This is a genomic window from Nostoc sp. 'Peltigera membranacea cyanobiont' 232, assembly GCF_002245985.1.
Classification (GTDB): domain Bacteria; phylum Cyanobacteriota; class Cyanobacteriia; order Cyanobacteriales; family Nostocaceae; genus Nostoc.
Window position 1 is genome coordinate 1 of record NZ_NOLK01000052.1, and the last position, 24,082, is coordinate 24,082.

Below are 24,082 nucleotides of genomic sequence, written 5' to 3' on the forward strand. Positions count from 1 at the left end.
GAGCAGAGGAGAAGTTACAGTAAGTCTTTCCCCAATTCCCAATTCCCAATTCCCAATTCCCAATTCCCAATTCCCAATTCTCAATTCCTAATTCCCAATTCCCAATTCCCAATTCCACCCTGTAAACATATAGGATCAGAATAGTCAGAATCCATATTTTAAATCATTCACGGAGAGAAGACTTTATGAACCTGGTTGTACTCCAGAATTGGCTGGACAATGCCTCCTTTGCCATATTATTCCTAACAATGCTGGTGTATTGGGGAGGAGCGGCTTTTCCGAATCTGCCTTATCTAGCCGCTTTGGGGACAGCTGGGATGGCGATCGCTAATTTGTGTATGGCGACTCTATTAGGGGCAAGATGGATAGAAGCTGGTTACTTTCCCCTAAGTAATCTTTATGAATCTCTATTTTTCTTAACTTGGGGAATTACCACCGTCCATCTAATTGCTGAAAGTAGTAGCCGTAGCCGCCTAGTAGGAGTTGTTACATCTCCGGTGGCAATGTTGATTGCTGCTTTTGCGACGATGACATTACCATCCCAGATGCAAGCGTCAGAACCCCTAGTACCTGCATTGAAGTCAAATTGGCTGATGATGCATGTCAGCGTCATGATGTTGAGTTATTCTGCTTTAATGGTGGGTGCGTTATTAGCGATCGCTTTTCTGATTGTCACTCGCGGTCAAAACATCCAACTACAAGGCAGTTCTGTCGGTACTGGTGGCTATCGCAGCAACGGCTACCGCTTGCACAAAGCATCTGAACTAATTTCTCAACCACCAGCCCCTTCTGCCGAAAATAACGGCTTTGCTCGTTTTGAAAGTAGTAGCAACGGTAATGGTAACGCCAACACTGCCGTTTTGAATTTAGTAACTACTTCTGAACCTCAAACGGTAGCATCTGCTGAACCCCTTTCACCTCAGCGCCTTAGCCTTGCCGAAACCCTCGACAATATCAGCTATCGCATCATCGGGCTTGGATTTCCCTTATTGACAATTGGCATTATTGCTGGTGGCGTTTGGGCTAACGAGGCTTGGGGTTCTTACTGGAGTTGGGATCCCAAAGAAACTTGGGCATTAATCACCTGGTTAGTATTCGCCGCCTATCTGCACGCCCGAATCACTCGCGGTTGGCAAGGGCTTCGTCCCGCAATTTTAGCTGCTACTGGCTTTGTTGTTGTTTGGGTTTGCTATCTCGGTGTGAATCTTTTAGGTAAAGGTTTGCATTCTTACGGCTGGTTCTTTTAATAACCTCACCCCTAACCCTCTCCGTTGCTGGAGAGGGAGAAAGCAGCAGATTTAAATTTACTATTATCTCTTGGGAATTATTTCGGATGAACTGTTATATCACTAGAAAATATAGATTTAGTGATAGGACATTTTTATGGAAGATGGATTTGAAAGACTTAATCACGATGAAGTTGTGTCTATAGAACCAGACACCTTTAATAAATTAAATATTGCTAAAACTTTTAAAGTCCGTGATTTGATTACCGCAATTAAGGAATATATTGGAGCGGAAGAAACAGACGAAGTAAATTTGTATACCCAAGGATTAAATTGTGAAGTTTTACAATTTAGTACTTTGGGATGGAAAAAAGGAAAAGTTAGACTTGCTTTAGAATTTTGTCCTGATGAATCTGAATCACCCCTTGATGAAATTTTTCAAAAACTCAAACAAGTGGAAAACTAATATTCAATGAGCAAAAGATCCCCGACTTATTAAATAAGTCGGGGATCTGGACACCGCGACAGATTGAGATTTGTTGTAGAGTCCAAACATTTAAATATTTTTATGGTTAGCGATCGCTCGGCATAGATCCTGATTCTCTCACCTGAATTGCGATCAAAATCTATTAATGAAATAAATCCCATAATCACGAAGACGCGATAAATCGCCGTCTCTACAAAGGAATTATTATTGTAGATACGGCGATTTATCGCGTCTTTTGCCTTAACCGAACAACATTGCGAGGTTCATGAATGAAGCTCCGGGGTTCATCAACGAAGCTCAAAGGTTCACGAACGAAGCTCTGAGGTTCATTAATGGAGTTCAAAAACTCATTCACGAGTATCAAAGACTCCTCCGCGAGTATCAAAGACTCATTCACGAGTATCAAAGACTCATTCACGAGTATCAAAGACTCCTCCGCGAGTATCAAAGACTCATTCACGAGTATCAAAGACTCATCCACGAGTATCAAAGACTCATTAGAGTACTCCAAGTAAAAAAATGCCCAGTTGTCATTGCGAGCGAAGCGAAGCAATCCCAACCCCTGCGATTGCTTCGCTTCGCTCGCAATGACGGCTTTTGGATCATTTACTAAACCACACTCTCGCGTTCTTCTTTGCGCCTCTGCGCCTCTGCGTGAGACAAAAATCTTTCAGTAATTACGAATTACGAATTACCCATTATCCTATCAAGACTTGCACTCACACTTTCAGCATCCGGTGACTTCAATCGCTGCAAAATCTCTAAAGCTGGTTGCAAATAGGATATCGCTTTAGTGTATTCACCCTGTTGTTCTGCCAAATCTCCTAACCACCACAGAGCCATTGCTTTGCCTTGAACATTACCAATGCGTTCAAATATTTCCAAAGACTGATTGTAGAGTGCGATCGCTTCATCCACATCCCCTTTTTTGGTGTAGATAATTCCCAGACAGTGCAAAGTCGCCGCTTTACGTTTGACATCTCCAATGCGTTCAGTTATTTCCAAAGAATGATTGTAGAGTGCGATCGCTTGCTCCACTTTCCCTTGGTTGGCGTAGATAATTCCCAATTGGTTCAATGTCGCCGCTTTCTCTCGGACATTACCAATGCGTTCAAATATTTCCAAAGACTCATTATAGAGTGCGATCGCTTCATCCACATCTCCTTTGTCGGCGTAGATGATTCCCAGACAGCTCAACGTCACCGCTTTACCTTGGACATCTCCAATGCGTTCTTTTATTTCCAAAGACTGATTGTAGTGTGCGATCGCTTGAGCCACTTCCCCTTTGTTGGCGTAGAGAATTCCCAGACAGTGCAACGTCGCCGCTTTGGTTTGGACATCTCCAATGCGTTCTGTTATTTCCAAAGACTGATTGTAGAGTGCGATCGCTTCATCCACTTCCCCTTTGTTCGCGTAGATACGTCCCAGTTTGTGCAACGTCGTCGCTTTGCCTTGCACATTACCAATGCGCTCATCAATTTCAAGGACTTGATTGAAAAGTGCGATCGCTTCATCCACTTCCCCTTTGTTGGCGTAGATACCTGCTAGATTGTTCAACGTCATTGCTTTGCCTTGGACATAACCAATGCGTTCTGTTATTTCCAAAGACTGATTGAAAAGTGCGATCGCTTCATCCACTTCCCCTTTGTTGGCGTAGAGATTTCCCAGAGAGTACAACGTCGCAGCTTTGCCTTGGACATTTCTAATGCGTTCTGTTATTTCCAAAGACTGATTGTAGAGTGCGATCGCTTCATCCACTTCCCCTTTGTCGGCGTAGATCATTCCCAGAGAGTGCAACGTCACCCCTTTGCTTTGGACATTACCAGTGCGTTCTGTTATTTCCAGAGACTGATTGTAGAGTGCGATCGCTTCATCCACTTCCCCTTTGTCGGCGTAGATATGTCCAAGTTGGTTCAACGTCTCCGCTTTGCTTTGGACATCTCCAATGCGTTCTTTTATTTCCAAAGACTGATTGTAGAGTGCGATCGCTTCATCTACATCCCCTTTGTGGTTTTTAAGCATACCTAAATGATGATAAATTGATGCTAATTCTCCTTCGTCTTCTGCGGGACAAAGATTCAAAGCTTGTTGGTAATAGTTTAATGCTTGATCAACCTCACCCATTTGGTGTTCAAAATAAGCCATTTCTTTGAGAACACTATGGTTTTTAGTAATTTCTAAAGTTGATTTGCACAGATGTCTTGCTTCCCGAAATCGACTTTGATTCTGCAAGTGGTTGGCCAATGAAGTAGCTATTTTCGCCGCAATTTCTCCATCCTTCCCCAACAAAGCCAAGCGATGAATTTCTAAACTTTGTGCTTCCGTAGGACTTTCCGCCTCTTCCCACCACAGACGATACAAAATTTGTGCAGCTTGTTTATACAACTCTTCACCCTTGGGGTTTTCTGGAAACTCTAGCAACGGTGACAAAATCCGGGGAACACGATACAACCTCTCTGTGTTGTTGGTGAGGGTAACTTCCAACAAACCCAAAATTTCAGCGCGTTGCTTATGACTTTCCCAACTTGAGATATCCTCACAAATCGGGGAAATCGCAGCTAGAGGAACAGGTAACTCATACACCAACAACTTCCCCAGCATTTGACGCAAAGCTGGAGTTTGCTGCTTCAGCAATACCTGTGCCAAAATATCCTCACGAAATTCCTTTTCCTTATCTGCCATCTTTTGCAGAATCATCTCAACTCCCCTCTCCGCTTCCGGCGACTTCGGGGAATTTTGCAAAATCTTATCTAACCATTCCAACAGCCGAGGATTTCCATCTGCTGCTTGTTTGGCACGTTCCGGCAAATCTGGCTGAAATTGCCAACTGCCATTAAACGAATCCAGACGATTATACTTTTTAATTAAATCTGCCCCACCCAAAGCCCCCAGAGGTTCGCGGTACAGACGATGATTCAGTTCCGACAATGTGAAATTGTAGCGACAGGTAATAATTACCTTGTGGGGAAGTTGGGAATTTTGCATCGCCTTCAGCAACGCCAGCAGTACATCCACAACTTGTGGTTGCAAGACATAAACCCCATTTCGTAATTCCAAATTAGCCTCAAAGTCATCCAGCACAAAGGCAAAGCGCTGTTCTTTGGTATTCAGTCCTTCAGTGAAAAACTTGGTGAGGCGCTGCATCAAGGGTAACTTGCCATTGAGAATATCATGCCCCCGTTCCGAGGTACATTGTTCAGCCAGAATTTTCAGCAGTTTATCCTCATCGAGTTGGCGAAAGTTCACCAGCCTGTGATAGCCAACCATCCTTTCCAGAAGTCGCGCCGTCACAGTACTCTTACCCACACCCCCCAGTCCGTAAATTAGTACCCCTAATGAAGTGCGAATAGCTTTGAGACAACGTTGCAAAGTCCGCCGTCTCCCAACAAACTCAGAGGGTTTCGCCACCCGCACCAGTTGGGTATCGGGATCTAAAAACTGTTGGTATGCAGGTTCCGGCGCAGAGGGTGGCAAATCTCCCCACACTTCCACCAACGCACCCGGACATTCTCCCTGGACATATAACCGCAACAAATGCCAGTCACGCACATTCTGTTTAAACAACTGCTGGTAAGTGCTAGCGAGTGCTTCAGCTAATTGATATCCCGCAGCCAATTTTCCGTAGAGGTGCGCGGCGGCGGCTGTAGCTGTCCGATCTTCCACAGGCCGCCCCCAACTTAAAACCGCCCTCGCCCCTTGGTCAATTAGTGCCTCAGCCATTGAAGGGACAGCGCCTTTATCTGGTGCTTGTCCAGTCCGACACCCAGATAAAAACACCAACTTGGGAAAGCGAAACCGGAAGACTTCGGCCAGTTCTGCGGCTGTGGTTTCGTAGCGTTCCCCAATTTCCGTCTCAGTGATAAAGTAAGGCGTGTAAGGTGCTTCATCTTTAATTGAGGCGTGTCCTGTGAGGTGAAACACATCAAAGTCATTAAAATAGCGACTCCACACCTTACCCAACTCGCTAACGCAACCGCTTTCTTCCACCCGCAAATCTAAATTAAAATCTCGCGTATCTGCCAGAATTTTCGCTTCTTCCTGTTCAAACTCTAACTTTGGTTGCACATCTTCCGGGTCGGTTGCCATAAACAATACTCGCAATTGTCGTGCTTCCACAGAAAACCCTGCCGTTTCTTTTTCAATCCAGCGCAGAGGTAACACCACTGGATTAACGCGCTTAAGCAAAAAATCCTTATTATCATGCAGCACTTCCCAAGGTAGATGTGCCAATTTTTTATCAGTATCAATGGCAATTACCAACAGATCATCGCCACAGTCAGCAATTCCCCGACTCAACCAGCGTCCATCCCCATCCAACCAAGAAAATAACTGCTTCCCGATTCCTGGTAAATTGGGCAGCAGTTTATAGTAATCTCGTTCACCTTGCTTAAGGAAATTAGCGATTTCTGCTAATTTCAGGCGACGTGATTCATAGTGCTTTTGTTGAGGTAGCCAATACCTGAGTTCAACTATTTCCTGCGTACTTTCCCGAAGTTGAATGCGGATAGTTTGCACTTATTTGCTGATAGATTTGAGGATTTCCGTGATTTCCTCTATGGTAGCTTCTTCAAGTAAAATCCTGTTTCCACTCACAGGGTCAAAAATTTCCACTTCAAATCGCTTCCCTGGATGGGATTTATGCCATTCTTGATACCATTTGCGAATTTGTTCAGCTAAAGCCGCAGCACCGCCGACAATGCCGACAATGGTAGCGATCGCTGCTAGAGTTGCCTCTTTTTGAGGTGGAACTTCGTAGCTTCCCGATATTCCAGGAATTTCTAGCAATGCTTCGGCTGCTGTTGGTGCGCCTTCACCTTCGATTCCGATTTGAATTTGTGCCATAAGGTTACTTGTGAAGTTATACAGTATTTTTATCTCACGCAGAGGCGCAGAGAAGAAAGGATTTTTAAATTATTTAGTTTGTGTTGTACGAATTGTCTAAAATAAGGCAACAGATACAAACCTGGAAACTCACTTCTTGTAAGTCCTGGCGATTAGAAATCGCGGCTATACAAACGAAGTCCACCTCCGTGGACTAAGAGAAAATCAAAGGTTTTTAACCCACGGAGGTGGGTTTTGTCTGTGTAGCCGCGACTTCTAGTCGCCAGGCACAAGATATAAGGAAACCCAGATTGAATCTGACTTTCAAAAATTACTTTAACAAAGTTTAGGGGTTTAATTACGAATTACGAATTACGAATTACGAATTACGAATTACGAATTACGAATTACGAATTATTTAAGTCCTTTTTTAGCAGGTGAACAATATGGTTCATACTCCAGTTAAAAAACTAACTTTTGAAGAGTTTCTAGAGCAATACCCTAATGCTGGCATTTACGAACTAGTCAATGGAGAGATTATACCAGTGGAGGTAACTAGAGCGCATAAGAATGTGGCAAGGTTTTTAATGCTTGCCTTCAATGATGAAATTAGACGCTTGGGACTTGAATATATTGCTGACAAAGATATCATCATCAAAACGTTTACTGATGCTGGGCAAGAACAAGGCAGAAATCCAGATGTAAGCGTAGTTAGTGCATCACAGTGGAACAGTAATGTTCTGGCTTATGGGGCGTTGATTGAGCCGATTCAACTTGCTGTAGAAGTTACCTCAACAAACTGGGATGATGATTATGTTGATAAGCTAGATGAGTATCAGCGACTTGGTATCATTGAATATTGGATTGTAGATTATCTAGCGATCGCTTCTCGTGCTTATCTCGGTAATCCCAAACTCCCCACGATTTTTGTTTACCAATTGGTTAATGGTCAATACCAAGTTCAAAAGTTCACGGGTAATGACCGCATTCTCTCTACTACCTTCCCGGAACTAGCGTTAACTGTTAAAGAAGTTGTTGCTGCAAGTCAAATCCAAAAACTATGAGAAGTTCTAATTAATTCCTATCTTTTGGGAACTATAAATTTAGTTACAGAAGATTGACTATGAACGAACAATGGGAGCCTCTAAATCCTGATGATGATGTTGTACATTTTCACCAAGAAGCATTTGAAAATTTACCCCGCACTCAAATAGTCTTTCAGTTATTAAAGGAAATCAAGAAAATTTGGGCAGAATACTGTACATCATCAGTATCAAGAGTATTTGGAGAAGGATTTGAATGTTGTGTTTTAATACCTGGTCAACAATGGCGAACAGGTAAAATTAGAGTGAGCCTAGAATTTTGCCCTGATGAAATCGAAGATCGTCGATTAGACATCAAACAGGAAAACTCTCCCCTTGACGATCTTCGGCAGCAACTAAAGGAAGGTAAAAACTAATACCAAAGTTTATCTACACAGATATAATAGAAAATTATCTTTGTCTGTGTGCACTGAAAAAAATGGTATGGACTCCCCTACACGCAAAAATACATCGCACCATCCGATCGCGCCACTTATTTGAGCGCAACCAGCGTCTATTAGTCGCTGTCTCCGGCGGACAAGATTCTTTGTGTTTAATAAAATTACTTTTAGATTTACAATCCAAATGGGGATGGGATTTAGGTATTGCTCACTGCGATCATCGCTGGCGTTCTGACTCCCAAGCTAATGCTCATCACGTCGAAAATTTAGCTAAAACTTGGGATATATCCTTTTATTTAGAAACAGCAAACGAACCGATAAATAGTGAAGCTGCTGCACGGGATTGGCGCTATCAAGCTTTAAGTGCGATCGCACAAGCAAACAATTATCAGTATATAGTTACAGGACACACCGCCAGCGATCGCGCCGAAACTCTCCTCTACAATTTAATTCGCGGGACTGGTGCTGATGGTTTACAAGCCCTGACTTGGCAACGCCCCCTAACTACAGGCATTATGCTAGTGCGTCCACTTTTAGAAATTACTCGCCCACAAACAGAGCAATTTTGTCAAGAGTTTAAATTGCCAATTTGGGAAGATTCCACCAATCAAGATTTGCAATATGCCCGCAACCGGATTCGACAAGAGTTGTTACCATATTTGCGGGAAAATTTCAACCCCCAAGTAGAATCAGCTTTAGCCCAAACAGCAGAACTTCTCCAAGCAGAAGTGGAATATTTAGAAAACGCTGCCCAGCAGTTACGGGAAGAGGCATTGGGCATGGGTGATGAAAAATTACCTCTTTCTCCCCTACTCCCCACTCCCCACTCCCCACTCCCCTTACGCTTAAATCGTCGGGTATTGCAGAAAGCACCATTGGCACTGCAACGTCGGGTGATGCGTCAGGTGTTGCAGCAAATACTGGCTGATGCCCCCGGTTTTGAACATATCGAAAAATTAACGGCTTTAATTATAGCCCCAAACCGATCGCAAACCGATCCATTTCCTGGTGGTGCGATCGCTCAAGTAGAAGGTGACTGGATTTATTTGAAATAGTTATTTAAAGTCTTTTTGTTATCAGGGACGATGCACATTATTAGTTTTAAAATTTTAAGAGAATATGCAGAAAATCATGCAGATTGTCAGGAAGCATTAAGCAATTGGTATAAAGTCGCCACTAAAGCGAAATGGTCAAATTTAGTTGAAGTACAGCAAATTTTTATTAAAGCTGAAGCTGTTGGTAACTTTACAGTATTCAATATTAAAGGAAATAAATATCGCTTGATTGTTAGTATAGATTATGAAGGGCAGTTAATTTATATTAAGTATATCCTCACACATGCGGAAAATGATAAGGAGAACTGGAAAGATGACCCTTACTTTTAATCCAGATAAATACAAGGAATTATTAACAGCTTATCTTCCCAAACTGATAAAAAGTGAAGTTGAAAATGAGCAAGCTTTAAAGATAGTAGAAGATTTAATGCACCGGGAACGCACCCCAGAAGAAGACGAACTTTATCAGTTATTAATTACTTTAATTGAAAAGTTTGAACAGGAATATTATCAGCCAATGCAGCAGAATAATCCTGTATCTATGTTGTTATTTCTTTTAGAGGAATCTGAGAGAAGTAGAGATGATTTAGTGGCAGTTTTAGGAACAGAAGATTTGGTTAATAATATTTTAAATGGGCAAGAGAAGATAAATACAGAACAAGCGCGTAAGCTGGGAGATTTTTTTTATGTAGAATCTAGTTTATTTATGGAATAACTAAGCTCGTAGTTCGTAGTTGGGCTTTAGCCCGAAAAAAATAAGTTAGGGCTGATGCCCGATCGCAAACCGATCCATTTCCTGGTGGTGCGATCGCTCAAGTAGAAGGCGACTGGATTTATTTGAAATAGTTAAGAGGGGCGCAAATACGTCCCTCTTAACTCAGCACTCTTTATGACGCTAATAATTCTGGCTGAGGCATTAAACTCTGGAGAGTTTGGCGCAACTGGGCGATCCCTTGGACTTGACGATCGCCAGTTTCCTGGAATTGATCCAAAGATTCTACAATTCCTTGCAGCTTTTGCCGTAATCCATCCAAGGAATCCTGAATTGGTTGTAGTGTTTCTTGATAAAGATTCACCCGACCAGAATATTCAGCAGTTGTTCTTCGTAGAGATAGCAAGTTTTCTTCGATCGCTTTCAGTTCTTGGCGCTTTTCATCCAAATCGTGAGTTTGATTGTCAATCATTCCTTGATTTAGCTCAATACCAGAACGGATCTGATCGATTTCACGTTCCAGCTTTTGGATTTCCTGCGAATATTGTTGTCTCTGTGTTTCAATTTGTAATAGAACCGGTTCTAAATTAACTTTATTACCCTCTTCTTCCTCAACAACAGGATGTCCTTGTCGCCGTAGTAATACAGCTTGGTGTTGCTTAAGAAACTTCTGATGCTGTAACATATTGCGGCGTTGTCCCACCAAACTGGAGTTTAGCATCTGATAGAGGTCTTTTTCATCCGTTAATTCCAGTTCCAAATTGATGTGATCCTGGTCAGATGCTTGGCTTAATTTATTTTGCAGTTCTTCTATAGCTTCTTGTTTATATGTCAGTTCTTGTTCTTGATCGTGAACAAAGCTAGCATCTATTTGCAGCTTATGCTGCAAGTCTTGGACTATCTTTTGTAGTTCTTCTAAAGACATTTTATCCAAAGCTTCCACATTAGCTTGCTGGCCGAGAACTACATCACCAGATGTTGCAGCCAAAGAGTGAATTTGTTGATATAACTCTTCCGCGTTTCGTAACTGCTCCTTGATTATCCGCGCATACTCTTGTTTGCTGCTAAGGTCTGCTGTATTTATCTGCAATTGGGCTGTTTGCTGAACTAGAATATTTTGTGCTTCTTGCAATGCATTTTGGCGATCGCTAAATGTTTGTGACAACCGCTCCACTTCTTCTTGCTGTTGTGCGATCGCAGTTTTTTGTTCTTCTAGTTTTTGCCAGTGTGGGGTAAGAGTTGCTTGCTGCTTTTCCACCAATTCAAAAGCTAAATGCAGGTGTTCCCTGACTGTTTCCGTGGGAGCAACACGACTAGATAAGCGATCGAGTAACTCACTCATTACCCGACTTTGCTCTTCATCCAAAACCGTCCCTTGTTTAAAATCCGCTTGATGTTCCTCCAAACGGCGTTGCTCACCCCGCAAATGTTCCCAAGCGCCTTCCAATTCTAGGCGGTTGCGTTCAACTTCTGTTTGTAACCGTTCAATTTCTTGGCGAGATGTGTCAACTTCTTGTTTTTGTTGCTCTAGTTGCTGCAACTCCTCTTCCATATTTTGCAACTGTTCTGAGCGTACTTCCATGTCCATTTCACGACGATTCAACTCTTGCGCCTGAAACGTTAACGACTGTTTCCACTGATCGATTTCATCTTCCTTGAGCTTAAATTTCTCCAATTGGCGGGAAAAATTCTGCAAAATATTGACTAGTGGCCGCCCTGCTTCTTGAATTCGCTGCACTTGACGATTTGGATTCAGTTCAACCAGTACCAAAGCGCCATCATTTAATTTGCTTGCGTCCTCAGCAGCAATCACTTCTTCCGACACAGTATTCCAATTCTGGTCAGTTCGCTGACAAGCTAGCAGTTTCAGTTCAGTTTTGCCACCGCCACTGAGTAAACCACCTTTCTGTTTTTGTACTTCTGCTAAATACAGCACACCGTTAGTCCTTTATTGATGCACTTAAAGTTCATTTTTTGGGATATTCCTTAAATAATTCTGTTAACTTGTGTCACTGAACCCAAGTTTAGGAGAACAAGACAGACAAAACTATAGACGCGATATATTACGTCTTGATACTTATAAAAGCGAGTGGTCGCGCCTTTATATTTTGTACTGATGACAGTGATGATGACTTCCGTGTTAACACTAGCTTTGTCAAAGTGTATTACGAAAAATTAAGGGTTCTAGCTGAATCTATAGCAGTTCTCGTACCTGTGCGGGTTCGCCTTTGGGGTTCTCGCAGAGTAGCCGCTACCCGTCTATGGATACAACAGATGATATAGCAATAAGAAAAAAGGTAAAAATCTTTTCAATACTCCATAATTAATACTTAAACTACTTACTCAAAAAATGGAAAAATTGCGGGACACAATTAATCAATAAAAGGAGTACTTTTTAGGTAAATGCAGGGAAATTTAAGTGAAATTGATATTTGCAGTATCCTGCAATTGATTGAGTTGGGACAGCGAACTGGCCAACTATGGGTAGAAGCTCAAAGCTCTCACCATAACAACAAGCTGAGTGGAGAGGGAGCAAGCATTTATCGTCCCAAACAACAGTCTTGGTTCGTCTTTTTCCTCAATGGTCAAATTATTTATTGCCAAGAAGGTGAGAGTAGTTTATCCAGAATTAACGATTATTTACGTCATTATCGAGTCGAGATGCGACTCACCGACAAACAAATTGCCTCTCTACCATCAACCGACTCACCAGAGTATGCCTATCTGTGGGCACTTTTGGAGCGGAATATTATCAACCCCAAGATAGCTGGTAGTATCATTCACGGCTTGGTGCATGAAACTCTCTTCGATCTGCTGAGTTTACACCAAGGGAACTTCATTTTTCATCAGGGTGCGGCACTTGCCCCACAATTAAACACTTTCGAGATTGCTCCATTTGTTACAAAAATTACAAAGCAGGTGCAAGAGTGGAAAGAACTCTATCCACACATCCAGTCTCCCGAACAATTACCAGTGCTATCTGACAAAGTTCAGCTACAATCTTCACTACCAGAAGCAACTGTGGATAAATTACAACATTGGGCTGATGGTAAAACATCCTTGCGTCAACTGTCTCGCTATCTCAACCGAGACATTTTGACAGTTGCTAAGGCAATATATCCATACGTGCAACAGAGTTGGCTACAACTAGTATATTCAGTTACGGCTAAATCAGATACCCACATCGATAGCGGGGAATTGAAGGCAAAATACAGGGGGCGGATAGTATGTATTGACGATGCGATCGCCATCGGTGAGACTATAAATTCGATCTTACAACCACAGGGTTATGAAGCGATCGCTCTCACCAATCCCTTAGAGGCACTGAGTCTGGTTTTTCAACTCAAACCAGATTTAATTTTATGCGATATCGCCATGTCGGAATTGGAGGGGTACGAGGTTTGCGCCATGCTGCGACATTCCACAGCATTTCGGCTCACACCGATTATTATGCTCACTGGTAAAGATGGATTTATCGATCGAGTCAAAGCTAGGATGGTCGGGGCTACAGATTATTTAACAAAACCATTTACAGACACTGAATTACTCATGCTCGTAGAGAAATATCTCAAAATAGAATCCTATGAAAATGGAGAGTAGGGACTGAGGAAAAACATAAACTTGTTGATCTACTAAAAGATCAGTTAAAAGATGTTATCACAGAGTCAGCCAACTTAATGAAACCTCAGTATCCAGGAAAATAGTGAGAACATACAATTAATTTATACAGTTAATACTTGCGGAGGAATCAGGGAATGTTCCAAATAGGAACGTTTACATCAGGAGGTAAATAGACATTTATGAGTACAGTTCTGATTGTAGAAGACAGTATTGCACAAAGGGAGATGATTACAGACCTCCTGAAAGCAACTGGACTAACAGTTACCCATGCTAGTGATGGATTAGAAGCATTGGAGGCAATTCAAATAGCACCTCCCGATTTAGTGGTGTTGGATATTGTTATGCCCCGGATGAACGGCTACGAAGTTTGTCGGCGGTTAAAATCCGATCCAAAAACCCAAAATGTCCCTGTGGTGATGTGTTCTTCCAAAGGCGAAGAATTCGATCGCTATTGGGGCATGAAGCAGGGTGCAGATGCCTACATAGCCAAACCGTTTCAACCAACCGAGTTGGTAGGAACAGTCAAACAACTGCTGCGAGGATAAGGATAAAAGCAATATGGTCAGCAAACCGGACTTTTTAAGTGGTAGCGGTCAAGACCACTTCCGACCAGAATTACAAGTAGAAAGTCCTGAAGGTGAGTTACATTTGAGATTTTACATTCCCTCGCATCAGGAGTTTGCACTACAAGCAACTGGCATTCGGGAGGTAATTGAACTAAGTCCTGATAGAATCACCCCGATTCCTAATGCTTCTCCTTTACTTTTGGGTACTCTAAATTTACGAGGTCGAGTTATTTGGGTGGCTGATTTGGGTCAATTTCTGGGAGAAGCAAGTGCATTAAACACGGATAGAGCTGAAATTTCGGTGATTGCCATCGAAGAGCAAGACACAATAGTGGGTTTAGCAGTAGAAGAAATCGGAGGTATGGACTGGTTGGATGTCCAGAATCTCATGCCACCAACTAGTGTTCCAGATACTATGGTTCCTTTTTTACGGGGAGAGTGGTTACTAAGTGCTAAAAATAATCAGTGTCTACGACTGCTCGATCAAATGGCAATTGTACGGAGTGCTAGGTGGGCAGGATGAAATTGGAGGAGGAAATGGCAGCAAGTATTGATAATTACGAGCCAACATATCAACAGGCGATGACCGCCTATGTCCAAAGAAATTATGAGGTTGCAGCCACTTTAGTTGACCAAGTGGTGCAAAATTTACCAGATGACCCCAACACTCATTTGTTAAGAGGTCACATCTACTATGTTTTACAGCAGTATGATGTAGCAAAAGAAGAATATCAACAGGTCTTAGGCTTGACTAATGAGCAAGAAATTATTGGTTTTGCCAATAATGGAATTGAGAATATCAATCAATATTTACAGTCATTCGGCGGGCAGATTGATACATCAGGAAATCAAGAACAAATCAATTCCTCAGAGATATCCGATCCACTGGCATATAGCGAACCAGAATTAGAAGATTTGGGGGTTAGTGAAGAGTTTGACAGTAAAAATCTTGATTTGAACTTTTTTGGAGAGCATCAAGAAACTGGGAATGAGGTTGAAGAACTATCTTCTCATAGTCCATTTGACATCCCCACAGAAGATAGTATTGGAACGAGGAAAATATCAGATTCTTCTACAGCTTTTGGTGATGACCCTTTTGCTTTGGATGAAGAATCAGAGGAATCGGATTTAAATAGCAGTAATTATGAGGAAAAAACAGAATTAGAATTACCTGCTTTTTGGCAGGAGGATGGATCAGAAGATAGCCATGAGGAATCATTAGTAAATCATCATTTTTCCGAGAATGAGATAAATTCTACTCCCGAAAATTCAGCTATTGACAATAATAACTTTTCATTTTCTAATTCCCAAACTAGTAATAGCGACAATAACTTCTCTGATTTGTTGAGTGAGCCAAAGTCTCCAGAGCTTAGGGTTGGGAATTTAGAATATAAAAAATCGAATTTTGGAGATGAGACTTTACTTATTGTTGTCGAAGAAGAACTTATAAATAGTTCGATAAGTACAAATAACAACAGTAAATATGATTTACCGGAAACCGAAGCCCATGATTGGTTGAAGTCAAAAGATTTGGAAGCAGAGGATGACTTTCAGCCGAATTTATCTGATAAGGCTTCATCTTTTAGTGGCAATATACCTCTAGAAGAAAAGAAATTGAAATCAGGTACAAGCATCGGCAAAAATAGCTTTGATGATGAAAACTTTGATATGGAAGCATTTGAGTCTGCTTTTGGCTCAGAGGGGTCAAGCTCTTATGAAGACTCAAACAATATACTGAATGGAGAAAATTCTAAGAGTAATATCGATTTTTTAGATGACTTTGAGGAATTTGACGATTTAGGCAACATTCCAGGGTTTGACCTGATCGAAGAAGATTCTAACTTTGGTGATGCAGCAATGTATTCTGCTCCAGCAGAAACTAGTGGTAGTGGGCGTTCTCAAGTTGCGGAGGCTTCTGGAAGTAATGCAGCCGATCGCGAAGAAGAGCTATTCTCGATGACTGGTTCCCATGAAGGAGTTCCAATCTTTAGCCAAACAGATGTCTCGAAACTAGAACCCAACGTTAGCGTCGAGCAAGGCTGGTTAGCACCATTAGAGAATGCCTCCATAGAAAGGAAACAATGGTTAATTGCCGGAAGTGTCGGCATTGTCTCGGCGCTAGTGGTAGCCACAGTTAGCTTTGTCGCCACCACATTTTCGCCAGCCCCCCAACGAGAATCAGTCCGAAACACAGGTTGGGCAATGTCTCTAGCAGCTGGAATTGCGGGTTTTGCCACCGCAGGCTTCATGGGGAATTTTGCCCTCAAACAAATTCGGCGCACAACCAACGATCTGCAAGCTCAGTTTGAAGCTGTACGCCAAGGAAATTTGAATGCTCAAGCCACCGTGTTTTCCGAAGATGAATTGGGGCATTTAGCCACTGGCTTTAATGAAATGGCGCGGGTCATTTTCACAACAACAAGTGAAGCCCAACGGAAAGCTGATGAACAAGAGGAAGCCAAGGAAAACCTACAACGCCAGGTGATTCGCCTTTTGGATGATGTGGAAGGAGCCGCTAGAGGCGATTTAACAGTCCAAGCTGAGGTGACAGCAGACGTACTAGGAGCAGTAGCCGACGCTTTTAACCTGACAATTCAAAACCTGCGCGATATTGTGCAACAAGTAAAAGTAGCAGCGAAGGATGTAACAAAAGGTGCAACCAACTCTGAAACCTTTGCTAGAGCCTTATCTAGTGATGCTTTGCGTCAAGCAGAAGAGTTAGCAGTGACGCTGAATTCTGTACAGGTAATGACTGACTCGATTCAACGGGTAGCAGAAGCGGCGCGGGAAGCTGAAACCGTTGCTCGTGATGCTAGTACGATCGCTCTCAAAGGTGGCGAAGCAGTAGAAAATACTGTGGCGGGGATTTTAGAAATCCGAGAAACCGTTGCCGAAACCACTCGCAAAGTGAAGCGGCTGGCGGAATCTTCTCAAGAAATTTCTAAAATTGTGGCGTTGATTTCTCAGATTGCTTCCAGAACCAACTTATTAGCACTCAATGCTAGTATTGAGGCGGCAAGAGCCGGAGAAGCTGGACGCGGGTTTGCGATCGTCGCAGACGAAGTGCGCCAATTAGCAGATAAATCTGCGAAATCCCTCAAGGAAATTGAACAAATTGTGATGCAAATCCAAAGCGAAACAGGTTCTGTAATGACCGCGATGGAAGAAGGCACACAACAAGTAATTAAAGGGACAAAATTGGCAGAAGAAGCCAAGCGATCGCTCGAAAACATTATTCAAGTGGCGAATCGCATTGATATTCTTGTGCGCTCCATTACCAGCGACACTGTGGAACAAACTGAAACCTCCCGCGCCGTCGCTCACGTAATGCAATCAGTAGAACTCACTGCACAAGAAACTTCTCAAGAAGCACAGCGAGTTTCAGGTGCCCTACAACACTTAGTAGGTGTATCCCGTGACTTGATCGCTTCCGTTGAACGTTTCCGAGTGGAAACTATGGAAACTAGATAAATTGTCATTTGTCCTTTTGTTATTTGCCAATGACCAATGACCAATGACCAATGACTAACAACTCATAACTCATAACTCATAACTTTTGCTATGCTGCCGGAACAACAACAGCGGATTTTGGGTTACTTTATCGAAGAAGCCAGGGATCACCTGAATACCATTGAGCAGGGGTTACTGAATCTAGAAGGTACCTTGAACGACCCGGAAATGATCAGTGAAGTCTTCCGGGCGGCTCACTCCATTAAAGGAGGAGCCGCGATGCTTGGATTGACTAGCATCCAGCATACCTCCCACCGTCTGGAAGATTGTTTCAAAGTTCTTAAAGATAATCCGGTTCAGATTGACCAAAAGTTAGAGTCTTTATTTCTTGGTGTATCTGATACCCTGAAATCGCTGTTAGAGCATTTGAGCGGGCCTTATGGTCTTTCTGAAGATGCAGCTAATACTTTAATGTCAGAAACTGAGCCTGTCTTTCAATGGCTGTATGAGCATTTAGAACTACTTGTAGAACAAGGAAAAATTGGAGCATCCAGCAGTACTGATGCAATAGAACTACACACAAACTCTTTAGAGAATGTCTCTACACTTACAGAAATTTTCCTGCGGCGAGATATTCCCAGTTTGGCAGAAGACACTCATCAGGAATCTCCAGAAATATCTGTCTCAGTAGCACCTCAGCAGGTACGAGACGCTCTCACTGAACGCGGACTCGCTAACTCTGCGCGATCGCCAGTTACGGCTAAAGAACATAATAATTGGGGCGAGTTTCAAGCCCAAGTGCTGCAAACACTGCGAGAAATGTTGCAACTGTTTAAGCAAACCACAACACCCTCAACTCGGCAAAACCTTCAGCAATGCTGTTACCAGTTAGTCAAACTTGGTGAGACTTGGAATTTGTCCAAGTGGTGTGGTTTGTGTCAAGCAGCAGCCAGTGCGATCGGCAATTCTGAAAATAGTTATCTAACTTTAGCTAAAATTGTCATTACCGAAATTAAGCAAGCTCAAGAATTAGTCCTGCAAGGTAGGGAAGCCGAAATTGCAATTAGTCAGCAACTAGAAGCACTTTTGAGCTTGGCAGAAATTGAGTTATTAGAAGTTACTCCTGATTTGTTTGATGCACAGACTGCGGTTTTGACAGAATCATCAACTGCGTCAGAGCCAATTTTATCTGGTAACACCGAGCAGTTAAACCTAGCCCAGACCACTGAAGAACTTAATCTAGACAAGGATGCTAGCGTTCGCCCCTATCTTCAACAAGGGACACCACTCAACGCTGCAATTCACACTAGTCTTAGTTTCACCACACATGACGAAGCACATCCAATCAGTAACAATCTTGACCCCAACGGGCCAGAGGTAGGAATAGCTGAGTTAAATACCCTTGCCGATTTATTTGAAGGTGAGACTCCTGAACTAGATGAAAGCTGGCATCAAGAAGAAACCTTAGATATTGTTTCTACCGATGATTTTGGAATTGATTTCAGCAGCACTGACGCTGAGGATGCTCATAGCGATTTATCTGATTTACTTTCCTTTGATCGAGCAGCAACTACAGCCACAACAGAAGATTTATCCTTGTTATTTGGCGACAATTTCCTAGAAAAAGAGACTTCAGAACCGCAAAATCAACAAACATCTGCTACGACTTTAGATTTGAGTGATATTAACGTACTTGATATAAATTTAGATTCTTCTTCCGAAGATTTACAAGAATTTATTGATATTTCTAGTGAGACAAACCAGCTTGCTAGTGTCAACAAAGACGATGTATTTGAAGATTTATTGACACTGGATCTAGATGATGATGCTGAAATATTGCCTAAAGGCGAAGTGACTCAACCAGAAATTGAAGCGTTTGCTAATGTAGAACTATCGATTAACCAACCAAATAGTTTTGATAACTTATTATCCGAAACTAGAAATGCAAACTGGGTAGAAGAAATTACTCCTAGTGACTACATAGAATTACCCCAGCAAATAGGCTTGGCTTCGGACAATCCGTTTGCTGAAATGGAAGAACAGACATTACTGCCTACAAGTGAACCAGAAATAGGTGATTTATTTGATACATCTCCAGCAACAGCACCTGAGTTTTCTCAATCAGAAAACGATCTGAGCAACTTCTGGAACCAAGAAAGTACAGAGGAACAGAACGAATTCGATTCCTTAATTGAGCAAAATGTGGAAAGGGCATTAGAGGAGAGTTTGTTTGCTACAACTGATGATATTTTTGCCGATAGTCAACAAACTATATCTTCTCCTCTAGCCAGTTTTGACTTGGAAGATTTGGATATTAATTTCCAGCACCAAGAGCAGCTAGATTTGATATTCTCATCAGATTCTGGAGATGATTTATTTGATGAGTTGGCACTCAGTGACTCAACTTTTTCCCCAGCAATCAGCAATACCTCCACGCCAGAAATACTTTTGTTTGGACAGCATCCAGGAGAAGAAATTCTCATGCGATCGCAACAACCAGAAGCTTTAGATTTTGCTCCAGAATTTACTCATCAGCCCCCAGAAATATCTGCTGTTGATCTAGAACTTCATTCATTCGGTTCTTTCGATGAAAATCCGCAATTGATGTTTGAAGATGTCGCCACAGACTCCACCTATATTCAGATGGAAATCACAGAAAAGACTGTGGACGAACTATCAATTACAGAAACTTCTTTAGATATCAATTTTGGGGAAAACTTAGATTCCGCCCAAACACAACCAGAGGATTTATTCGGTTCTTTCGATGAAAATCCGCAATTGATGTTTGAAGATGTCGCCACAGACTCCACCTATATTCAGATGGAAACCACAGAAAAGACTGTGGACGAACTATCAATTACAGAAACTTCTTTAGATATCAATTTTGGGGAAACCTTAGATTCCGCCCAAACACAACCAGAGGATTTATTCGGTTCTTTCGATGAAAATCCGCAACTGGTGTTTGAAGATGTAGCTACAGACTCCACCTATATTCAGATGGAAACCACAGAAAAGACTGTGGACGAACTATCGATTATAGAAACTTCTTTAGATATCAATTTTGGAGAAAACTTAGATTCAGCCCAAACACAACCAGAAATATTAGAGACTGAGGATAACAATAATTTAGAAACTGCCTTTGAATTCCCAATAAACAGAGATTTTGAAGATATAGAGTTGGGTTTCACAAATGATTTGTTGTTTACAGAAACTGCTCTCTTAGAAGCAACAAACCAGGAAGAGTTAAGAGAAAATGCGACATCACAAGATGTCAATGACTTTACACAAACGGTTATTCAAGAAAATGTAGAAACCAATTTTTGGGAGCTAGGAGAGACATCTGAAGCGCCACCAGTGTCAGATCAAGAAAATGCTATTGTTGCCTCAACTGAAGAATTGGCAAGCACACAAGTAACTGCTCCAGATGATGATTTTGCAGACTTGGAAGCATTACTAGGAGAGGAAGTAGTACTTAACCCCAAAGCTACCTCAATACCAGAACTAGATTTTGCAGCCCTGGAAGAATTGCTTGGTACAGATAATGAAAGCGATGTCTCCGATGGGCTACGCCAACGCCAGCCCTTAAACACTCAACCAGTCTTGGCGAAAAATACCATTCCATCACTAGCCATAGATGAATTTGGTGACTTGGAGAAGTTGCTAGCAGAAGCGGATCAAACAATATCCCATTCACCAGTAGCCAAATCAAACACCAGCAAAGCTCCCCGTCCCTCTACTCGTCGGGCTGCAAGATTTGAAGAAACGATGAAGGTTCCAGTTAAACAACTGGACGATATGAGTAATTTAGTCGGGGAGTTGGTGGTAAATCGCAATACTTTAGAGCAAGATCATGAACGGCTACGCCAGTCATTAGATAACTTGCTGATTCAGGTGCAACAACTCTCGGATGTGGGTGCAAGAATGCAAGAGTTGTACGAGCGATCGCTCCTGGAAGCTTCTCTATTAGCTGGACGCAAAAAGAAAGATTCCGGCTTTCAAGCGCCTGATTCCAATGCTGATAGAGGTTTTAGCGAGCTAGAAATGGATCGCTTTACTCCCTTCCATACACTCTCCCAGCAGATGATTGAGCGCATTGTGCGAGTGCGTGAGTCAGCTAGTGACATTGATTTTGTCACCGAAGAAACCGAGCGAGTAGCAAGGCAGTTCCGTCAAGTAACCACGCAGCTACAAGAGGGACTCACAAGAGCGCGAATGGTGCATTTTGCCCAAACTATCGATCGCTGGCGGCGAGGAGTGCGCGACAACGCCATTAAGTGTGGCAAACAAGTGGAGTTGGTAATCGAAGGTGGCGATACCTTAATTGACAAGATGATTTTGGATCATCTGACCGATCCGTTAACTCACATGCTGAATAATGCGATCGCTCACGGTATTGAAACCCCAGAAGAACGACAAGCTGCTGGTAAACCATCCGTGGGAATCATTACTATCCGTGCCTTCCACCAAGGGAACCAAACGATCATTTCTGTCGGCGATGATGGTGCAGGTATCGATTCTGCCAAGGTTAAGGCTAAAGCGGTGAAGATTGGCATGATTACAGAAGCACAAGCAAAAGCCATGTCTCGCCTGGAAGTTTACGATTTGCTGTTCCAGTCTGGTTTTACGATCAAAGACCAAGCAGATGAAATTTCCGGTCGTGGTGTGGGTATGGATGTAGTGCGTTCCGAGATTAGCGAAATTCGGGGGACAGTAAACACCGATTCTGCGATCGGCAAGGGAACCACCTTCACGATTCGTCTACCACTGACTCTGAGTATTTGTAAAGCCCTCTGCTGCGTCTCCGATCGATCTAGAATCGCTTTTCCAATGGACGGTGTAGAAGATACGCTGGATATACCAGTGAAAAATATTCAGCATGATGCCAATGGCCAATCATTTATTTCCTGGCGCGATACGGTGCTGCCATTCCGACCTTTGAAAGAACTTTTAACCTTCAATCGGCAAATCAGTCGCGGTAATGTCTATGGCGGTACGCGAGATGATGATATGGTTTCTGTGGTCGTGGTGCGATCGGCAAATACCCTAATTGCTCTACAAATTGACCTAGTGTTAAGCGAACAAGAAATTGTAATTAAGCAATTTGAAGGCCCAGCACCTAAACCCATTGGTGTCGCTGGTGCTACAGTCTTGGGTGATGGTCGGATTATGCCCATTGCTGACGTGCTGGAAATCATTGATATCTTCCAAGGACGGATTTCTACACAAATGGGTGGCAATTCTTGGCAACAGAAAGGGGTTCCCGCAGACACCTCTCCGACGAAGATTGACCCGACAGTGCTGATTGTCGATGACTCCATTACAGTCCGAGAATTGCTATCCCTGACATTTAACAAAGCAGGTTATCGCGTAGAACAGGCGCGTGACGGACAGGAAGCTTGGGATAAACTCCGCTCTGGTCTGCCTTGCGATATCGTATTTTGCGACATCGAAATGCCCCGTTGCGATGGTCTGGAATTACTCTCTCGCATTCAGAAAGACTCTAACCTTAACCACCTACCGATCGCGATGCTCACCTCGCGAGGTGCAGATAAGCACAGACAAATTGCCGCTCAACTCGGTGCTAGTGGCTACTTTACCAAGCCTTATCTCGAAGAAGCTCTACTTGAAGCGGCGACGCGGATGTTGAAAGGGGAAAAACTTGTTAGCACTACGAGTAATGTTTAGTGACATTCCCACCCACCCCTTGAAGGGGTGGGATTCTTAGTTCATCCAGTCCACAAAAAATGATTAATTTCCTAATCAAACCCGTGCGAAGTTAGCTTTTCGCCCTATTCCTCTTTGGCATTAGGCGCGGGTGAACCCGGTATGTATTTGACTTGCTCGATCGCACCACCGTATTTAAAGATCCCATGTTTTTTGTAGAGATCCCATGACACGGGACTACGGGCATCTTTGCCGATGTCTAATCCTTCATAAGGAAAACCACCAAACGTTAGCCCCAGCTTACCCATCGCGACTTGCTGACCGTTGACAAAGAGGGTTCCAGACCCCTGGCGCTTGCCTAGTGCATCGTAATTAAAATCGATGTTAAGTTGACCTGGCTTTAGCTGGACTGTGGGAAACTTAATCGACTGACCATAGCTATTGTGTTCGTAAAACAGCTTGCCATTGTCAATATAGAAGATATAACCAGCTTCCTGTCCACCGTGGGCCAGAATCACCCCGCGATCGCCTGTTTTATACTGAGCCTTTACCTGGATGGTATAGTCGCGATCGCTGACTAAGGGCAAAATGTCTGGTTCTAATACCAACTCACCTGCATGGAATGTCTTCGGTTTCACTTTCTCCTTGATATAAGGTGGCACTCCTGGATGTTGCGGGGATTCTAACAGGGGATAAACTTGATACTTAAATGCGGCCGCATCAAAGGCTGCTGCCAATTCTTTGACTTTCCCTGGATACTGGTTTGCCACATTGTTGGTTTCCGAGTAATCTTTGTTCAGGTTGTACAACTGCCACTCGGAGTCACTAAATGGTTTCCCGGTTTGATGTTCGGTGACAGCATACCAACCATCCTTGTAATACCCTCGATTGCCTGAATTCTCATCAATTACGTAAGTCTTGTATAAATGACTATAGCTAACCTGCTTTTAGTACTGAATCTGAAATTTGCCCTGTCTTCTGCTCAACTTTAGATATA

The 24,082-nt window shown here is 42.8% G+C and carries 17 protein-coding genes; 13 read left to right on the forward strand and 4 right to left on the reverse strand.

What is annotated here, in order from left to right; translation table 11 throughout:
• The first annotated feature begins 185 nt into the window (after positions 1 to 185).
• The 3 genes from ccsB (at position 186) to CDG79_RS42460 (ending at position 2,326) form a co-directional block, all read left to right on the forward strand.
• Entirely contained in the window at positions 186 to 1,247 is a 1,062-nt protein-coding gene (gene ccsB / locus CDG79_RS18510) for a c-type cytochrome biogenesis protein CcsB (RefSeq protein ID WP_094343438.1), read from the forward strand.
• Between the two features lie 136 nt (positions 1,248 to 1,383).
• On the forward strand, positions 1,384 to 1,692 hold the full coding sequence (locus tag CDG79_RS18515; RefSeq protein WP_094343439.1) for a KGK domain-containing protein: 309 nt from the start codon (positions 1,384 to 1,386) through the stop codon (positions 1,690 to 1,692).
• Positions 1,693 to 1,978: 286 nt separating this feature from the next.
• Positions 1,979 to 2,326 (forward strand): hypothetical protein, encoded by a 348-nt coding sequence (locus CDG79_RS42460; protein ID WP_189525041.1) that lies wholly within the window; start codon positions 1,979 to 1,981, stop codon positions 2,324 to 2,326.
• Between the two features lie 71 nt (positions 2,327 to 2,397).
• Here the strand turns inward: CDG79_RS42460 and CDG79_RS18525 are convergent, their stop codons facing one another.
• On the reverse strand, positions 2,398 to 6,228 hold the full coding sequence (locus CDG79_RS18525) for a tetratricopeptide repeat protein (RefSeq protein WP_094343440.1): 3,831 nt from the start codon (positions 6,226 to 6,228) through the stop codon (positions 2,398 to 2,400).
• Positions 6,229 to 6,555: a hypothetical protein gene (locus CDG79_RS18530; RefSeq protein ID WP_094343441.1), complete on the reverse strand. Its 327-nt coding sequence runs from the start codon at positions 6,553 to 6,555 to the stop codon at positions 6,229 to 6,231.
• 425 nt (positions 6,556 to 6,980) lie between these two features.
• On the opposite strand from CDG79_RS18530, the gene CDG79_RS18535 reads away from it, so the two are divergent.
• The 5 genes from CDG79_RS18535 (at position 6,981) to CDG79_RS18555 (ending at position 9,787) form a co-directional block, all read left to right on the forward strand.
• On the forward strand, positions 6,981 to 7,598 hold the full coding sequence (locus CDG79_RS18535) for a Uma2 family endonuclease (protein ID WP_094343442.1): 618 nt from the start codon (positions 6,981 to 6,983) through the stop codon (positions 7,596 to 7,598).
• A gap of 59 nt (positions 7,599 to 7,657) precedes the next feature.
• Positions 7,658 to 7,993 (forward strand): KGK domain-containing protein, encoded by a 336-nt coding sequence (locus tag CDG79_RS18540; protein WP_094343443.1) that lies wholly within the window; start codon positions 7,658 to 7,660, stop codon positions 7,991 to 7,993.
• Between the two features lie 62 nt (positions 7,994 to 8,055).
• Positions 8,056 to 9,072: a tRNA lysidine(34) synthetase TilS gene (gene tilS / locus CDG79_RS18545; protein ID WP_094343444.1), complete on the forward strand. Its 1,017-nt coding sequence runs from the start codon at positions 8,056 to 8,058 to the stop codon at positions 9,070 to 9,072.
• Positions 9,073 to 9,102: 30 nt separating this feature from the next.
• Complete coding sequence (locus tag CDG79_RS18550) at positions 9,103 to 9,402, forward strand: type II toxin-antitoxin system HigB family toxin (protein ID WP_094343445.1); 300 nt, start codon at positions 9,103 to 9,105, stop codon at positions 9,400 to 9,402.
• Positions 9,386 to 9,787: a helix-turn-helix domain-containing protein gene (locus tag CDG79_RS18555; RefSeq protein ID WP_094343446.1), complete on the forward strand. Its 402-nt coding sequence runs from the start codon at positions 9,386 to 9,388 to the stop codon at positions 9,785 to 9,787. Before CDG79_RS18550 ends, CDG79_RS18555 begins: the two co-directional genes overlap by 17 nt.
• Before the next feature lie 172 nt (positions 9,788 to 9,959).
• Here CDG79_RS18555 and hmpF read toward each other — a convergent pair whose 3' ends face one another.
• Positions 9,960 to 11,720: a pilus motility taxis protein HmpF gene (gene hmpF, locus CDG79_RS18560; protein ID WP_094343447.1), complete on the reverse strand. Its 1,761-nt coding sequence runs from the start codon at positions 11,718 to 11,720 to the stop codon at positions 9,960 to 9,962.
• Between the two features lie 467 nt (positions 11,721 to 12,187).
• Between hmpF and CDG79_RS18565 the strand changes: the two genes are divergently transcribed.
• The 5 genes from CDG79_RS18565 to CDG79_RS18585 all read left to right on the forward strand — a co-directional run bounded on the left by CDG79_RS18565 (position 12,188) and on the right by CDG79_RS18585 (position 23,106).
• Positions 12,188 to 13,384, forward strand: coding sequence for a response regulator (locus CDG79_RS18565; protein WP_094343448.1), 1,197 nt, complete (start codon positions 12,188 to 12,190; stop codon positions 13,382 to 13,384).
• A gap of 200 nt (positions 13,385 to 13,584) precedes the next feature.
• Positions 13,585 to 13,950 (forward strand): response regulator transcription factor, encoded by a 366-nt coding sequence (locus CDG79_RS18570; protein ID WP_069073698.1) that lies wholly within the window; start codon positions 13,585 to 13,587, stop codon positions 13,948 to 13,950.
• A 13-nt stretch (positions 13,951 to 13,963) separates the two neighbouring features.
• Positions 13,964 to 14,494: a chemotaxis protein CheW gene (locus CDG79_RS18575; protein ID WP_012412196.1), complete on the forward strand. Its 531-nt coding sequence runs from the start codon at positions 13,964 to 13,966 to the stop codon at positions 14,492 to 14,494.
• Between the two features lie 14 nt (positions 14,495 to 14,508).
• The gene (locus tag CDG79_RS18580; protein WP_094343467.1) at positions 14,509 to 17,442 is read left to right on the forward strand and encodes a methyl-accepting chemotaxis protein; all 2,934 of its coding nucleotides are present in this window, start codon (positions 14,509 to 14,511) and stop codon (positions 17,440 to 17,442) included.
• A 90-nt stretch (positions 17,443 to 17,532) separates the two neighbouring features.
• Positions 17,533 to 23,106 carry a hybrid sensor histidine kinase/response regulator gene (locus CDG79_RS18585; protein ID WP_094343449.1) on the forward strand — a complete coding sequence of 1,858 codons (5,574 nt, stop codon included), beginning with the start codon at positions 17,533 to 17,535 and terminating at the stop codon, positions 23,104 to 23,106.
• A 104-nt stretch (positions 23,107 to 23,210) separates the two neighbouring features.
• On the opposite strand, the gene CDG79_RS18590 is transcribed toward CDG79_RS18585, so the two are convergent.
• Entirely contained in the window at positions 23,211 to 23,855 is a 645-nt protein-coding gene (locus CDG79_RS18590; RefSeq protein WP_143855511.1) for a LamG domain-containing protein, read from the reverse strand.
• Between the last annotated feature and the right edge of the window lie 227 nt (positions 23,856 to 24,082).

What these genes read in the sequence shown, in the direction of transcription:
- ccsB (WP_094343438.1), top strand. Translation starts at nt 186, where the DNA reads ATGAACCTGGTTGTACTCCAGAATTGGCTGGACAATGCCTCCTTTGCC.
- CDG79_RS18515 (WP_094343439.1), top strand. Translation starts at nt 1,384, where the DNA reads ATGGAAGATGGATTTGAAAGACTTAATCACGATGAAGTTGTGTCTATA.
- CDG79_RS42460 (WP_189525041.1), top strand. Translation starts at nt 1,979, where the DNA reads ATGAATGAAGCTCCGGGGTTCATCAACGAAGCTCAAAGGTTCACGAAC.
- CDG79_RS18530 (WP_094343441.1), bottom strand. Translation starts at nt 6,555, where the DNA reads ATGGCACAAATTCAAATCGGAATCGAAGGTGAAGGCGCACCAACAGCA.
- CDG79_RS18535 (WP_094343442.1), top strand. Translation starts at nt 6,981, where the DNA reads ATGGTTCATACTCCAGTTAAAAAACTAACTTTTGAAGAGTTTCTAGAG.
- CDG79_RS18540 (WP_094343443.1), top strand. Translation starts at nt 7,658, where the DNA reads ATGAACGAACAATGGGAGCCTCTAAATCCTGATGATGATGTTGTACAT.
- tilS (WP_094343444.1), top strand. Translation starts at nt 8,056, where the DNA reads ATGGTATGGACTCCCCTACACGCAAAAATACATCGCACCATCCGATCG.
- CDG79_RS18550 (WP_094343445.1), top strand. Translation starts at nt 9,103, where the DNA reads ATGCACATTATTAGTTTTAAAATTTTAAGAGAATATGCAGAAAATCAT.
- CDG79_RS18555 (WP_094343446.1), top strand. Translation starts at nt 9,386, where the DNA reads ATGACCCTTACTTTTAATCCAGATAAATACAAGGAATTATTAACAGCT.
- CDG79_RS18565 (WP_094343448.1), top strand. Translation starts at nt 12,188, where the DNA reads ATGCAGGGAAATTTAAGTGAAATTGATATTTGCAGTATCCTGCAATTG.
- CDG79_RS18570 (WP_069073698.1), top strand. Translation starts at nt 13,585, where the DNA reads ATGAGTACAGTTCTGATTGTAGAAGACAGTATTGCACAAAGGGAGATG.
- CDG79_RS18575 (WP_012412196.1), top strand. Translation starts at nt 13,964, where the DNA reads ATGGTCAGCAAACCGGACTTTTTAAGTGGTAGCGGTCAAGACCACTTC.
- CDG79_RS18580 (WP_094343467.1), top strand. Translation starts at nt 14,509, where the DNA reads ATGGCAGCAAGTATTGATAATTACGAGCCAACATATCAACAGGCGATG.
- CDG79_RS18585 (WP_094343449.1), top strand. Translation starts at nt 17,533, where the DNA reads ATGCTGCCGGAACAACAACAGCGGATTTTGGGTTACTTTATCGAAGAA.